This window comes from Leyella stercorea (assembly GCF_021531355.1).
Lineage (GTDB): Bacteria > Bacteroidota > Bacteroidia > Bacteroidales > Bacteroidaceae > Prevotella.
This window is the reverse complement of the sequence record NZ_JADYTS010000003.1, coordinates 1-14241: the sequence shown is the minus strand read 5'-3', so window position 1 is coordinate 14241 and position 14241 is coordinate 1. Positions and strand designations below refer to the sequence as shown.

Annotated in this window: 13 protein-coding genes; 5 read left to right on the top strand and 8 right to left on the bottom strand. The window is 40.0% G+C overall.

All coding sequences use genetic code 11. The features are described 5' to 3' along the window. The gene (locus I6E38_RS01610; RefSeq protein WP_235392354.1) at positions 1–372 is read right to left on the bottom strand and encodes a DUF2023 family protein; all 372 of its coding nucleotides are present in this window, start codon (positions 370–372) and stop codon (positions 1–3) included. Between the two features lie 52 nt (positions 373–424). After that, the gene (gene fldA / locus I6E38_RS01605) at positions 425–922 is read right to left on the bottom strand and encodes a flavodoxin FldA (RefSeq protein WP_235392353.1); all 498 of its coding nucleotides are present in this window, start codon (positions 920–922) and stop codon (positions 425–427) included. Positions 923–1102: 180 nt separating this feature from the next. Between fldA and I6E38_RS01600 the strand changes: the two genes are divergently transcribed. From I6E38_RS01600 to I6E38_RS01590, 3 genes are all read left to right on the top strand, one after another. After that, positions 1103–2251 (top strand): PDDEXK nuclease domain-containing protein, encoded by a 1149-nt coding sequence (locus I6E38_RS01600; RefSeq protein ID WP_235392352.1) that lies wholly within the window; start codon positions 1103–1105, stop codon positions 2249–2251. A 117-nt stretch (positions 2252–2368) separates the two neighbouring features. Continuing rightward, positions 2369–3487 carry a hypothetical protein gene (locus I6E38_RS01595; protein ID WP_235392351.1) on the top strand — a complete coding sequence of 373 codons (1119 nt, stop codon included), beginning with the start codon at positions 2369–2371 and terminating at the stop codon, positions 3485–3487. Continuing rightward, complete coding sequence (locus I6E38_RS01590; protein ID WP_235392350.1) at positions 3484–4200, top strand: porin family protein; 717 nt, start codon at positions 3484–3486, stop codon at positions 4198–4200. The genes I6E38_RS01595 and I6E38_RS01590 overlap by 4 nt, the downstream gene beginning before the upstream one ends. A gap of 71 nt (positions 4201–4271) precedes the next feature. Here I6E38_RS01590 and I6E38_RS01585 read toward each other — a convergent pair whose 3' ends face one another. Beyond that, entirely contained in the window at positions 4272–5057 is a 786-nt protein-coding gene (locus I6E38_RS01585) for a hypothetical protein (RefSeq protein WP_235392349.1), read from the bottom strand. A 417-nt stretch (positions 5058–5474) separates the two neighbouring features. On the opposite strand from I6E38_RS01585, the gene I6E38_RS01580 reads away from it, so the two are divergent. Together I6E38_RS01580 and I6E38_RS01575 are read left to right on the top strand one after the other, a co-directional pair. Continuing rightward, a complete protein-coding gene (locus I6E38_RS01580) occupies positions 5475–7349 on the top strand; it encodes a TonB-dependent receptor (protein WP_235392348.1) in 1875 nt (624 codons plus the stop codon). Positions 7350–7616: 267 nt separating this feature from the next. Next, the gene (locus I6E38_RS01575; RefSeq protein ID WP_235392347.1) at positions 7617–9071 is read left to right on the top strand and encodes a DUF3843 family protein; all 1455 of its coding nucleotides are present in this window, start codon (positions 7617–7619) and stop codon (positions 9069–9071) included. A gap of 1030 nt (positions 9072–10101) precedes the next feature. On the opposite strand, the gene I6E38_RS01570 is transcribed toward I6E38_RS01575, so the two are convergent. The 5 genes from I6E38_RS01570 to I6E38_RS01550 form a co-directional block, all read right to left on the bottom strand. Next, complete coding sequence (locus tag I6E38_RS01570; protein ID WP_235392346.1) at positions 10102–10341, bottom strand: hypothetical protein; 240 nt, start codon at positions 10339–10341, stop codon at positions 10102–10104. Positions 10342–10593: 252 nt separating this feature from the next. Then, the gene (locus I6E38_RS01565; RefSeq protein ID WP_158214790.1) at positions 10594–10944 is read right to left on the bottom strand and encodes a hypothetical protein; all 351 of its coding nucleotides are present in this window, start codon (positions 10942–10944) and stop codon (positions 10594–10596) included. Then, complete coding sequence (locus tag I6E38_RS01560) at positions 10941–11450, bottom strand: hypothetical protein (RefSeq protein ID WP_235392345.1); 510 nt, start codon at positions 11448–11450, stop codon at positions 10941–10943. Before I6E38_RS01560 ends, I6E38_RS01565 begins: the two co-directional genes overlap by 4 nt. A gap of 4 nt (positions 11451–11454) precedes the next feature. After that, positions 11455–13245: a tetratricopeptide repeat protein gene (locus I6E38_RS01555; RefSeq protein WP_235392344.1), complete on the bottom strand. Its 1791-nt coding sequence runs from the start codon at positions 13243–13245 to the stop codon at positions 11455–11457. A gap of 48 nt (positions 13246–13293) precedes the next feature. After that, positions 13294–13914 (bottom strand): hypothetical protein, encoded by a 621-nt coding sequence (locus I6E38_RS01550; RefSeq protein WP_235392343.1) that lies wholly within the window; start codon positions 13912–13914, stop codon positions 13294–13296. Between the last annotated feature and the right edge of the window lie 327 nt (positions 13915–14241).

Below are 14241 nucleotides of genomic sequence, written 5' to 3'. Positions count from 1 at the left end.
TCAGTTGCAATTACAACTACAGTTGCATTTGTCCTTACGCTCACAGTATCTCTCGCATTGCGCACAGATGTCATAACCGAGCATTGCACCGAGCATGAAATCCTCTTCGGGAGTGAGCTGGTTGAGAGGACGTGTCACAATCATTCGTATGGCATTAAGACACTCCTCCCTGCCGAAGTAAAGATTCAGGCGTTCGTTGCCAACTGGCTGGATGACATATTTGATGTTTTGGCTTTCCAGTCTACGTATGGCAAAGTCCTCATATTTCTTATTGAAAGTGAAGAGCACCATACGGCGCACTCCCTTCTGATATTCGTAGATATGGTTCATCAGAACCTTCATGTCTATGGGTAATGCTGTGGATTGCTGCATGATTGAAAACTTGAGATATTAAAATGTGAGTGTAAGAACAAATATATGTGTGTTAGAGATTAGGCTGTATTTCAGCCACCCAAGCGTCGATACGCTCATCGGTCTTGTTGTCCTCGTTGACTTCGTCGAGAGCCAGACCCACAAACTTTCCGTCAACCACCGATTCTGAGTCGTCGAATGTATAGCCGTCAGTAGACACGGCTCCAATTACGTTGGCACCAGCCTTCTTTACAGCATTGTATATCTCAGCCATTCCACCCACGAAAGTGTCGGGATAAGACTCAGAGTCGCCGCAGCCGAAAAGAGCCACAGTCTTGCCCTCAAGGTTGGCATTCTTGAGCGTCTTAATGCCATCATACCAGTCGTCCTGCATCTCGCCTGCGCCCCATGTTGATGTGCCGAGAATCAGGTTGTCGTTGTCGGCAATAACGCTGTCGTCAAGGTCGGTGACGTTGATGATGTTGTCTACGCCCAATTTGGCTCCTATTCTGCCAGCCAAGTCTTCACAAGTACCGGTGCTTGTGCCATAGATGATTACAGTCTTCTTCATAATCTTCAGTTGTTTTTATTTAGAAATTTATGGTTAAAGTTTTGGTCTTATCACCGCTGCAAAATTAGCTCGGTTTTAACTACTACACAATACCTAAATTCTATGATTTTTTAGAAGATTGTATTGTTGATTATGAGTTACATTTTATAACTTTGTAAAAATCTAAACAATTACTACATTATGGCGAAAGAAATATCAACATACACCCATGACGGCATGGAACTTCCTTTTGAGGATTGGAGCAACACGCTTCACTCCTTTGGCGACTTGACTTCCATAATTCAGACAACTCACGATGCTGCCCTCTCTTCTGCTGTCAAAGCGATAAACCGTATGCAGACAATGCGCAACTGGCTCATAGGATATTATATAGTGGAATATGAACAGAATGGTAAGGATAGGGCTGAGTATGGGGCGAAGCTGCTGAAGAAGTTGGAGGAGAGAGTGAATAGGAAGGGAATGACAACTACTTTGTTCAAATGGGCAAGAAAGTTCTATAGACTCTATCCACAAATGTCGGATAATCTACCTCTTAATATTTTTCGAACTGTATCTGATGATTTTGGAAAACAAAAAAGTGCGACAGTGATGCACCAATTTGTAACACCAGGCAAAACTATTATCTCTCACTTGTCTTTTACTCATTTACGTGAGATTATGACTCTCAACGACCCTCTCGCCCGCTACTTCTACGAGCAGGAGTGCATCAAGTGTACATGGTCTGTTCGTGAGCTTCGTCGTCAGATAAGCACAAACCTATACGTTAGGGCTGGTATAAGCGCCAATCCCGACAAACTATTGTCGCTGCCTTCCGTGCAAGGCCATGATTCCGCAGAGTTGCAGATACGTCAGCCTTTCACATTCGAGTTTCTTGGACTTAAGGCACAGGATATAGTTGACGAGCATGACTTGGAGGAAGCTCTCATCAGTCATTTGCAAGAGTTCATTCTTGAACTTGGCAAGGGTTTCTGCTTTGAGTCTCGACAAAAGCGTATTATCATTGACGACGAGTATTATTATCCCGACCTTGTGTTCTACAATCGCATTCTGCATTGCGGAGTAATCATCGAATTAAAGAACGAGGAATTCTCTTATGAGAACTTCGGACAGCTAAACGCATACGTATCACATTACCGCGAGAACGAGATGCAACCCGGCGACAACCCTCCTATCGGTATCCTCCTTTGCACACGCAAGGGAAAGAAAATGGTGGAGTATGCCCTTGCCGGTATGGACAACCAACTCTTCGTGTCTACATATATGCTTCAGCTGCCCGACAAGAAGACGTTGGAGGAGTTTTTATTGAAACAGTTGGAGAAGGAGCGTTGAGAGGAAAGGTAAAATTTATACCTTTGTAGCGTTTTGCAATATATTAACAACTAAATACACAAAATCATGAAACACGTTTGTTTCACAACCCTTTCATTATGCTTGTTTGCCATCATTATGCTGACATCATGCAGCGACGACCAAGCATTTACAGTCCCCAAAGTATCACCCGACATCAATGTGCCAATCACTGGCTATTGGCAGATAGCAGGTGAGGACATAAATGGCGACGGTGCCATTCAAGGCATTGTAGTACATAATGACAATACTGTGACAGAATGGATGTACACCAGCGTCACTGACAATCCTTATAAATTGGGATACAAGACGGGCAAGTGGAGTGTGAACGGCAACCACTATGAGATGCAACTACCAAAAGACTACGACAAATACTACAACGTGACCGTGGCAGGAAACGACGACCAAAAGATGTATCTCGCCTATAACGGCAAGACATCTGTGGTGCCTTTCTACAGACTCACGTCGCTGCCTGGCGATGGCGACAAGATGATAAGCGAACTTGAAGGAATGAAGATGTCGGGATTCAACATGACCGACTTCACGGGCTATTGGGAACAGGACAATGAGACTGGCTGTGGATTCTACGTAGACGAAGAAGGCAATATCTCCGACATATCACAGATATGGAGTGGGACTTATCATCATACCGTGCAGTATCATTCGGCTAAGGTGGAACTTGACGACGACAACTGCACAATTCTCTCATCAGGAACCAATTGGAATGTGTATGCCGTGGGTAACAATTCATTGCTTGCCTTTGCCAATGGCGACAATAATAATAGTGTGGAACACTTTGTGAAGAAAGACGTGCCCGAAGAGATGTTGCGGGCTGACGAGATAATGAAGAAACCTGTGCCCGAATACATCTTGGGCAAGTGGGTAACCACACACTATACTTACATTGTGGATGGCAACTGTATCACGGATATGGACACTCAGAATGACGACAGTTGGAATTCGCTGTTCTACCATACTCTCGCTTTTATGGATAACCATAAAACGTACAAATGGGACAGATTTGGAACTGTTGTCTTAGACCAATGGTTCACAATGGACGGTGAAAACATAACTAAATCCGGAGACATCAATGCACTCATTATACCCGAATGTTTTTATACAGAAACCTGGACCGTCAGCGACAAGACAGAAGACAAAATGAAGCTCACCTGTAAACAGTGTAATACAACTGAAATATATACTTACAAAAGAAAATGAACACTATAAAAAATATCATATCTGCCGTTGTCATATCGCTGCTGCCTATGTGGGCATCGGCTCAGAACGAAGGTCACCGTGTGTCAATCATTCCACATGCAGGTGTAACCATATCCAAGATGGACGGCTCTGCACTTACAGCATCAAAGGAATGGAAAGCAGGATACACGTTTGGAGCAAGCGTGGAGATACCACTGTCGCAGTATTACTCGCTGACGACGGGAGCCGACTTCAGTCTTATAGGCACCAGATTCAAGGAGCAGAAAGAGAAATACGCATCTGCAAATGAAAAACTTGATGTGACTTACGTATCCGTGCCTCTGCAGATAAAAGCTTACTTCCCGGGCGTGAAGGGACTGGCAGCCCATATCGGTGTGCAGGCTGGCTTGCTCGTCTCGGCAAAGGACAAGATAACCATACAAAGCATTCGCACCATGAATCTCGGCGACGGCACATCATCAATGTATCTATGGGAGACGTACAAGGAGAAGAAGTCGGAGAGTGTGAAAAGCATCTTCCGCAACATCGTGGCTGGCATTCCCTTTGGCCTGAGCTATGAATGGCGGCACATCACCCTCGACGCCTCATATTGCTTCGAATTCAGAAAGGCCATAAACCTGAAGTCAAACGACCCTTGGGTCACCACGGTCGACTCACCTTCGGCACGCAACCATGCTGTGTATATTACGGCGGGATATAAGTTCACGCTGTAGGAGGAAGCCGGACTTCACTCATTCATATTGAGCAAAATAGGAATAGCTTGTTTATACGATTAGCCTACTGTTCAGCGATTTTTCATAACCACATCCTCAACAACATGCTTCACGAGGTCGCCCAATGGCAGTTCAATGGTTACTTTATTTGATATCTTGAAAGCAGGAGAAATGATAGGCACTGTCTCCATTTTGTGTTCGAACGTATTGTAGCGGCGTTCAACGCCAAGGTTCATATAGAAACTGTTGTTGCCAACGGTCATATATCCACCATAGCTTGTTGTAGGCACGAATGGAAATGCCGCCATACTGATGAATGGATTGGTATTATAATAGGTGCCAAAGATGGTGGCTGAAAGATTTGGGTTGAAGCTATAGACTATCTGTCCTGATATGCCGTATTGCGAGATGATGCCCCTATAGTAGTGATAGCGGTTGGCAATAAGCGCACCCTGCATATTAATTGCTCCAAAGCTATATTGCATGTTGCCACTTACCGACTGCACATCCATCAGTCCTATGTAACTGCGGTATGTTCCAACGGCAGTAAACTTCAAGTCTTTTGAAATCTTTGTCGACATCGCCCCTGAATGGCTTGCGTCATATTTGTAGGCAAGCGGTGGCTCTGTAGCGAACGGCATAGGCGTAAGTGGTGTTATAGGCATGGCAAGAAGTTCGGAAGAAGACAACGCCTTCATCATTAGAATGTCCGAGTAGGAAGGCGCGACAGGATGGAACTCCGTATTTTTATAGTCATCAGCTAAAGGCAATGGTATTTGCTGCCCCAGCACTTCTTGCGCCGTTGCCCCCTGCATTGCTGCCAACAAGAATATTAAAAAAGCTATCAGTTTCTTCATAACATATCACACTTATTGTTATCGGAAATACCATTTGTCTTTGTTAATGGCAAAAATACGATTTTTAAAGAGAACTGTTAGATTCATTACACTTAAAAACAGTTAATAACCATTCATAATTCTATACCTTTTACGTTAGTCTAATAAACCATCCCAAAAGGAAGATATTAGATTGAAACAAAATTTAGAATGCTTATGAAATATCTCTTAACCAAAACAGTGCTTTTGCTATTCTGCAGTATAAGTTTTTGCCTTACTCTTGATGCACAAGTAAAAACAAACGACTCTTTATCAATACAATTAAAGGAGGTAGTGGTTGAGGCTGATCAACAAAACATATCAGCCTCTGTCTCAACATATTTTCCTACTTTAAAACAGAAAAATGCTTCACAAAGCGGAATAGATTTGCTTAACCGCATGGCTATTCCTCAGTTGGCACTTGGAGCAGGTACAAAGATTAACACCGTAAGCAACAAGTCTGTGGGAGTGTTCATCGACTGGCTTCCTGCTTCTACAGACGATTTAAAGAACATGAGGACTACTGATGTCAAAAAGGTTGAATATTACGACTATCCATCCGACCCAAGATTTCTTGGTAATGCACATGTCGTGAACTTTGTCATGAAACGGTATGAATATGGAGGTTATTTAAAGACTTTAGGCTCGGAACGCTTTATAGCCAATGACGGTCAGATTAACCTTTTTGGTAAATTCCAGTCAAAGAGATTCACCTTTGATTTGGGATTGGGAGCTTCGTATAGTAAATCGACACATGATTTCGCAGAAAGCTTCGAGACCTACCGACTTCCTCAGAATGACGGCTCGGAAAAGACATTCAGACGGACAGAATCGGTCATAGCTGCCGATAGACACAACAGATTATTGTGGCCTACCCTGAAAGTTGTCTACAATACCGATAAAATCACTATCAGCAACATTGTCGGAGCAGCTTTCGACCATACGCCTATCAATAACACGACGGGAACTGTCGGCATTTATCCCGACAATATAGACTTGATCAGTTTCGACAAGAACGAAGCCATGCGTCAGAACTCTCTGTCATATTCGGGCAACTGGAATTTCATCCTGGGAAAGAGAAATACAATCAACTTCTACCCCGTCTACTCATATACCCATTCTCGGCAATCAAACCTTTATAGAGAAGGGACTGCTGAATTTCCCAATTATGCCGAGGACGATTCTCATTCCGTCCGCGCCAGACTGCAGTTCAACCACTCGTTCGGCAACTATGGAAACCTGAAGATCTTCTGTCAGGGTCTGTTTTACAGAGCTTCGACAAGATATTCAGGAACTACAGACATGTACGACCGACTCACTACATACCGTATAGGTCCGGGATTGGGTTATTCATTTTCAAAGAATAAATACTATATATATTTAGGTGTGGGATACAATTACGACCACTCGAAGTATAGACAAACCATCGAACATTCCACCCAACCTTGGGCAGACGCATCGGTTCAGTACTCGTTCAACGGAAAGAATTATATCTCAGCCGTATTTCACTACATGACCTCCGTGCCACTCTCGTCTTACCGTAGTGAGGCTGTCGTACAGTCAAACCCGTTGATGAGCTATACCGGCAATCCTGCCCTTAAGCCCTACAAGAGTTTCGACTATGGCATAACTTACACCTGCATACCGAACAACAGTATCAGCTTTTCAGTCTATGCCACTGCATGGTCGGTACGCGACCGATACGCCTTTGTATATACTCCATCCTCAACCGGAATATTACGAACAATAGAACAGCCTATGGGCGGTTTCACATCATTGACAACGGGAGCCTACGGACGAGTGAGGCTGCTACAAAACAGATTGCAGATTGCAGGACAAATAGCAATGCCTTTCTGCCATAACGGCGAACCTTTCAACTCGGATCATGTAGATGTGAACTACTCGCTGCAAGCTTATTGGTATTTCGGTGGATGGAATATAGGTGCTCAATATTTCTCAGATAAGAGTGCACCGGGAAGTGAAATAAATGGATTATGGACTAAACATAAAGAAACCTACTCCTTGAGTATAGGATGGGGAAACTCATCATGGAATGTATTGGCCCAGATTGCAAATCCATTCACATGGAGCTGGAAGAATTCAAGCAATGAGATGTACAGCAGGTATTTCGACCGCAAGCAGTCTGGTTATGGAGTGGATAGTCATTGCTATGTAAAATTGGGCGCTTCTTATGTGTTCGGCTTCGGCAAACACGTAAAACAAAACAATGAGGCTTCACAGCAAAATGGTGCCGGGTCAGCGATATTGGAATAATGCAAATGAATCAAAGCAAACGCCTTGTAAGGGCAAAAGCAATATTGCCACTTTTCCCTTGTATTAGATAATGTACGACTCGTTTTCAAGTTAAGTTTGTGTTTCTATAAAAAGTATGATGGTTAAATAGACTCAAAAAATATTACATTTATTTGGCGATGTATGAGAAAGCCATTATTTTTGCCATTGCCTTATGCATTTAAGGCAAGCCATGACCGCAATGGTGTTTCCACTATATAAAATACTCACTTGCAACCATAATATAAAATGAAACGAACAATATTTCCATATGATCTCTCTCCGTACTATCCGGTTGGAATTCAGCCATGCCCCATGTATGTGGATGTAGCAAATCGTATTTATGATAGAATAAAGAATATGGACATCAGTTTGCCTGATGCAGATAAACTGAAGAAAGAGATTGCCATTAATGTGGCAATTTACTATGAGGACAAGATGTCTGATATCGGGTTATGGAACGCCTTTGTACATAAGCACTCGCTCGCATATACACACTCTTTGCCTTTCTTTGATTCCCATGTTCCTGATAAGAATGATGTGAATGCCAAAGAAGTAGAACTGTTGGTATGGCTTGTGTTGTCCAGAAATTTTGACGACCGCTTTCTCAATCCTTTAGCTATGGGTGAGGATGCGGCAAATATTATTATGGATATACTTACCGAGGATGATGAGGTTGATGTGAACGATTCTTTGTATGATTTTATATACAACTCAGATACGGCCAATGATTATTTCAAGTTGAAGCATGTGCTAATATGGCTTCGTCGCTCCTACCTGCTCTGCTCTCCTTTATCTGAAGATAGGTTTGAGGAATATTTGGATTTGTATTTAGGACAGTTTAGTAAAGGTGAAGCTATGTACTATGCTGAAACGGCTTTCTCTTTGAATTGCGAGATAGGACCAATGGCAGAGATGCCTCATCTGTGGCTGGCAGATATGTATTTAGAAAATTGCATGCAAGAGGAGTCTGAAAAACTGAGGAATCTTAAGTATTGTCAGCAGGATATATTTGAGGTTTCTGATGTGGATTCGGGAAATGCTGTGCTGAAGAGCTCGAAGGACGAAGTGTACAAATTGAAGAATGTTTATCCTGATGTTTTCATTAAAGGTTCATATATTTGTACAGCACTTGTGAAGTATGCTGATAATGATTGGGAAATCAATGGTGTGTTGTTCAACTCGAAGAAAGAGGTGTATGACAAGATGCACGAGCGTCAGGCTGAATTAAGAAACTCTTACGAACATGCCTATCCTTTATATATGAAACGGGCGGAAGAGAAGCGTCTTGCATTCTTTAAGGACACTAATGAACTGAAAGAATGGTTGACTAAGATTTCGCCAGAATTGGATATGACAGAGGTTTGCCATCATTTGCCAAGTGGTCCACAAGTAGGCTTTATATCTGAGAAAGCAGGAATTATTTTTGCACCTAATATTATTCATGTGATAAAATGCAGTTACAACCCATACTATAGAAAATGTGACGCACGTACATTGCAAAAGGAAACTATGGATGCATTAATCAATACGGGGGCCATGCACCCTGAGTTTCTCCATTATCTGCTTGAGAACAACATGTTGCAGGATGGTGATCTAAGTGGTAACTATCCCAGTGAATTGGGCAAGTTTATTTTTACACGTAATATAGACTTTATTGCTCGTCATCATCGCAGACATCTTTATTGGGACCATGATTATTGACAAGAAGTTTAAAACTGCAAAGTATAGGAAGTTTCTTTGTAAGCGTGCTCGCAAAGATGCTTATAGACTCCACTAAAGACATTAGTTTCACGATCGTAAATGGACATATTCACTGGTGTCGTTAGTTGTAGCCTTGTGTCGTTACAATCAAATCACTCTATATTCCGGATGAACCTCATAGGCACCGCCAGAACATTTTACAGAAACTAAAAGTCGCAATGCCATAGAAGCCTGAAAGGTTGCCAAAGCAATGGGGTTAATTCCCTAAACGAAAATCACCCACATTGTCTGTTGACAACGACAGTTAAATCATGTTGTACGATAGCAACGAGGTAATAGGCTATAATTGCCGATGAGATTTGGATTCTGACAGCATTCTCTGCACAGCCTTTAAGCGGAAATATGGTGTAAGTCCTATTGAATATAGAGCTATGCAGCATGCTTCAAGTTGTTTTACTCAGCATAATGAGTAATTTTACTCAGTCGGCTGAGTAATTTTACTCAACGGACTGAGTAAAATCCCATCTTTCGATGGCAAATATAGAACTTTTAGCTGAAATAACCGCATCTGGCATGTATATTTTTGATTATTGTACAAAAGTATTCTTTGGAATTACTCATTAAAACCCAAACAAAATCCACTCTTCTTATAACATCTTATGGAATGATGGGGAGTTTCAGAGAATATCACAACGTAAACATCCCCAACTCAAACAGTTGGTTTACGCATTGTTTACGCAGAATTTAGGAAGTGAGCAGAATGTCTAATAATTCATTGGAAAGTTTGTTGTCTACCACTTTTATCACATTGTCCTCTTCTGTTGGCATAGCCAAGAGTATTTATAGCGCCATACCATACGATGTCTTTGTCTATGATAGTTGTGCACACGGAAACCTTGCGGAATTTTTCTGTTTCTTACAAGCTCTCACTGTATAACAATAAATCCAGATAATCAGGCACTTACGTTATGCGTACATCCTCTATTGCAAGTAAAAACCGCGTGTAAAACCTTGTAAGCGCTTGTAAATTTTAGCCATTTACAAGCGCCCAAGTTGATTTATTGCCAGCTATAGTAGTGTTGCTAATCTTTCCTTCCTTTCTAAGTTTGCGCAAGAGATTACTCAGAACTGTCTGGATGTCATCAACAAGAATATAGCCTTGAATGCCGACATTGAGAAACTGACAGATGACAGAAAGAAACTCATTGGCGATGAGTCCAAACTTCTTGAAGACCACCGAAAGGCAAATAAGGAAATCCTTACTCGCCATTTCTATGACATGTCTAATATGATGTTAAGAAATGAAGGTGTGTGGTTGTCAAATGGTTGGGTGAAGGCTTTTCTTTGGATATTCTTGCCGTGTTTCCTTTATACAGTCATTTCGATTGTATATTTTGTTGCATCGGGCATAGAAAAGTAAGTGGATTATGGGGTGATTTTAAAGTCACCCCATACTATTTTGATATTGAATACTAAGAATGCATATTGCCTATTGACAGACTCTAAAACAATAATAGGTCAATCAAAAAATGCTTACTTTTTCTAATCGCTGTTCTAATTTGTATTCATTCGTTTCTATTTTATAACATACCCCATTTTTTAAAAGGAATTTTGTTATACCATAACCAACAAGTTGATTTCGGTATCTTTCAAATATAAGTATTTCATATTGATTGTCTAAACGTTTAACATCAGTTGGAGAGACTGGAAAGTTTTCTATAATATACTCTTTTGTTTTACCTATGTATTTATCGTTTAAATCGTTTATAACAGACACATACCTATCAACAAGTTGAGTGGTATAGCATGACTGCATTGTAAGAAAAGCAATCATAAATAAAGATATTTGCAGTGTTTTTTTTATATATCTCATTTGCTCCATTTGTTCATAAAATCGTTATATGTAATACCATTATTAACTCCACCTGCTTGGTAAACCAATAAGGCTGTGTTTTTGCCATACTCTGCAAAGAACATTATATGCGTAGAAAATGTAGAAAAACACATATGGTTAACTCCATCTCCAAACGCGGCAACTTGCATATACTTAGAGAATGTTTTTATCCATTGGTCGTATACCATCTTGGGGAAACCATCATTACTCTGTATAATCATGCACTCTTCAATAACCCTATTGTTCTTCAAGTAGAAAAAACAACTTAATCCCTCTGATGGATCTTCGCCATCAGTATAGAAGTCGCCCTTAACTTCAGTACGCACATAACGTGCATTTGGAAATACTTGACGTAATTCACTAATTGTCTTACCAAGATTGTTTCCAGGTTCATTTCCTCTTGCGCTGCACAAGGTTGTTATAAATACAAATATTATTGTTACATAATATCTGGCTATATTTGTTATCGTAATTCTGTTGTTCATACTATTACATATTTTGAGATTTATTTATATCTGCTTTACCCTCCTTAGATTTTCCTATCTGGATATAAGCTTGTCCTCTAAATCTGTAGGCTGATTTATATTGCGATGTATCATTGCATTTGATGCATTTTGTCATAGCATCTATACATTCTTGATATTTTCCAAGGTTAAAATAGATTTCCCCAAGGGTTTCCCAAATGTAGCCATGTTCTGGATTTCTTTGTATGGCTTTTAATGAATATGGTAATCCTTCGTTATATTTTTCTTGAAGACAATACTCCCATGCTATATTGTTATACACTGTTCCATAATCAAAATTTCTAGGTTCATATCTATACTCATTATTTAGCACTTTTCTTAGTATATCTATTTTTTCTTGCCAATGCTGACAACAAAATGATTTCGCAAAGAGCAATTCTGAATCGTCATTATATTTTTCCAACCCTTTATTTAATATGTAAATAGCTTTCTCCTTCTCTTTACATGATGTATATGCGCTAGCCAGCAAAAAATAGTCATCACGAATGAGTTCATTTTCTCTATTTGTATCAATAAATAAAGTATACCTTTTTATCGATTCAGCTGCACTGGGGGCAGTCCTTGCTGCCCATAATCCTGCGTTTAAGGAGAACGAAGCAAGTTGTATAGTTATGCTATCATTTTCATTTATTAACTTACTCATTACATCATGGTACAAAACAGACGTTTGTATACATTTGTTGAACGCATTGTATGCTTCATTCGTTCTATTTTCAAAAAATAAGCACATTCCAAGTTGATGATAGCGCTTTATGTTGCTTGGGCGGTTGGGTTCATACTCTATTCCTTTTTTATAATATTCTGCTGCTTTCGCAAAATCGTTTTTCGCACCATAAAGGTCTGCCAATCCCAAATATGCCATTGAACTTGGATGCAACTGGATACTTTTTAAGAAGTTTTCTTCTCCTTCCTTATAGCATCCTTGTAGTCCCTGTATTTCTCCTAAATAGGCATATGCCGCAGGAAGATAATCTGTATTATTGCTGTTAGGATTGGATGTCACCAATTTAAAGGCTCGCAAAGCTTGTCCCAGTAGTCCCATTTCATAACTATATACGCCGAGATTATACCTTGCTTGAACATTATTCATGTCGTTCTCCAAAGCATGGTTCAGGCTTTCTATTGCCTTTTCTTTGTCGCCGTTTAAATAATATGCAGTTCCCAAATTGTCATATAGTGAAGCAAGTAATTTTGTATCGTTCGTGTTTTTTATACCCTCCAACGAACTTTCAATGGCTTTGTTGTATTCTTTTGCTTCCACTTGTTGGTAAGCTTGTTTATATAGCTTCATTGCCATTTCTTCTGATGGAAAATTCTTACCATTAGCAATGACAAGCATATTGCCATCAAGCTGAATTGGTCCCAACTTTTGGATGGCTGATTGGCCTAACAACAATGGAGCATCAAGACTATTTGTAATGACGGCAGCTACATTATTTATTGTGATACCTCCAATCTCGATATTGCGAAGAATAACTTTTGTGTTCTCCACGATATTACCATCTGCTATTTGGGAAAAACTTTTATCACCAAGGTCTGATTCTTTGATGTATCCATTCTTCAACATGAAGATAGCTTCTGTCAAAGATAGACACACATTACTTGCTCCCGTATCAAAAATGAATTTCATAGGAAGTCCATTCACTTTGCCTGGAATGTAATATACGTTGCCATGTTTCTCCATTATTATTTTAACTTGACTAATGCAAGAAATAGAAGTAAAAATACAAAACAATAATAATAAATAATGTTTCATTTGATTAATAATAAGATTGTTAACAATTCTATTTGCGAATACGAAATTTTACTTTCCAATAAATTTAGTTTTATATCCCAGCTTTTCGCACAATTCATGTAGGACCATATGCATCTTATCCAAAGCATCTATTATTAGCTTTGAATCTGTAAAAATCAAAGTATTGTCATCATAATCAAAACCAATATTAAGTTCTGACAGCCTTTTTAGAGAATTTGTCTTACGGTATGTTCCAAAATTATTATGACAAATATTGTTTCTCAAGTCATTTATGTCATTTTGCAAGTAGTCAATAGCATTGAGAGACTCTTCTGACAATGAGATATTCTTAGACTTACATATCGCTTGTATGGCTTCTTTAGTCTTCGTGTTTTTGCTTAGTTGCGCTACACAACTCTCATAATATGAATAGCACATCAAGAAAACCGACTGATAAAATATATTCATTCTATCTGCATTATCATTAAATGCAGAACAAAGCGAAGAATATATTGTAGACTCTGTTTCTTTGTCACCATCAGCATTGTCTTTAGCTGTTTGTGCAAATTCTTCCTCTGTGCTATTCTCCCATTCATTCAAGAATCTTGGATATTCCTCTAAAAGAGTGCGTAAAAAACTTGCTCTATCATTAACTTTTGCTGCAATTGGATGTCTTAATGCAATAGCCATAGTTCGACGAATTTTGACTCTTGGCTACCACAGAGTTGATAACGATTCTAACTGGCATATATACAAAAATAAGAAACGTGGAGCCAGTCTGCCGCTCGTTCCACATTCTGAAGGCCTTCGCATTGCCCTGTTCGTCGAAACGAGCAACGACGGAAGCCCCACGTGGATGAGTAAGTATATGATACCCCTTAATGCCTCATGCGCAAAATAAGCGCATGAGGTCATTAAGGGTATGTATATAATACACCCCTTTGGGTAGGGTGTTCAAAATCGCTTTAAAATCCTGCGCATTTTTTACCTATAGTATTGATGCGCTTGACCACCAAA

Excerpts from the sequence above, each read along its gene's own strand:
- I6E38_RS01610 (WP_235392354.1), bottom strand. The coding sequence starts at position 372 with ATGCAGCAATCCACAGCATTACCCATAGACATGAAGGTTCTGATGAAC.
- I6E38_RS01555 (WP_235392344.1), bottom strand. The coding sequence starts at position 13,245 with ATGAAACATTATTTATTATTATTGTTTTGTATTTTTACTTCTATTTCT.
- I6E38_RS01590 (WP_235392350.1), top strand. The coding sequence starts at position 3,484 with ATGAACACTATAAAAAATATCATATCTGCCGTTGTCATATCGCTGCTG.
- fldA (WP_235392353.1), bottom strand. The coding sequence starts at position 922 with ATGAAGAAGACTGTAATCATCTATGGCACAAGCACCGGTACTTGTGAA.
- I6E38_RS01575 (WP_235392347.1), top strand. The coding sequence starts at position 7,617 with ATGAAACGAACAATATTTCCATATGATCTCTCTCCGTACTATCCGGTT.
- I6E38_RS01600 (WP_235392352.1), top strand. The coding sequence starts at position 1,103 with ATGGCGAAAGAAATATCAACATACACCCATGACGGCATGGAACTTCCT.
- I6E38_RS01595 (WP_235392351.1), top strand. The coding sequence starts at position 2,369 with ATGCTGACATCATGCAGCGACGACCAAGCATTTACAGTCCCCAAAGTA.
- I6E38_RS01550 (WP_235392343.1), bottom strand. The coding sequence starts at position 13,914 with ATGGCTATTGCATTAAGACATCCAATTGCAGCAAAAGTTAATGATAGA.
- I6E38_RS01565 (WP_158214790.1), bottom strand. The coding sequence starts at position 10,944 with ATGAGATATATAAAAAAAACACTGCAAATATCTTTATTTATGATTGCT.
- I6E38_RS01570 (WP_235392346.1), bottom strand. The coding sequence starts at position 10,341 with ATGGCGAGTAAGGATTTCCTTATTTGCCTTTCGGTGGTCTTCAAGAAG.
- I6E38_RS01560 (WP_235392345.1), bottom strand. The coding sequence starts at position 11,450 with ATGAACAACAGAATTACGATAACAAATATAGCCAGATATTATGTAACA.
- I6E38_RS01580 (WP_235392348.1), top strand. The coding sequence starts at position 5,475 with ATGGCTATTCCTCAGTTGGCACTTGGAGCAGGTACAAAGATTAACACC.
- I6E38_RS01585 (WP_235392349.1), bottom strand. The coding sequence starts at position 5,057 with ATGAAGAAACTGATAGCTTTTTTAATATTCTTGTTGGCAGCAATGCAG.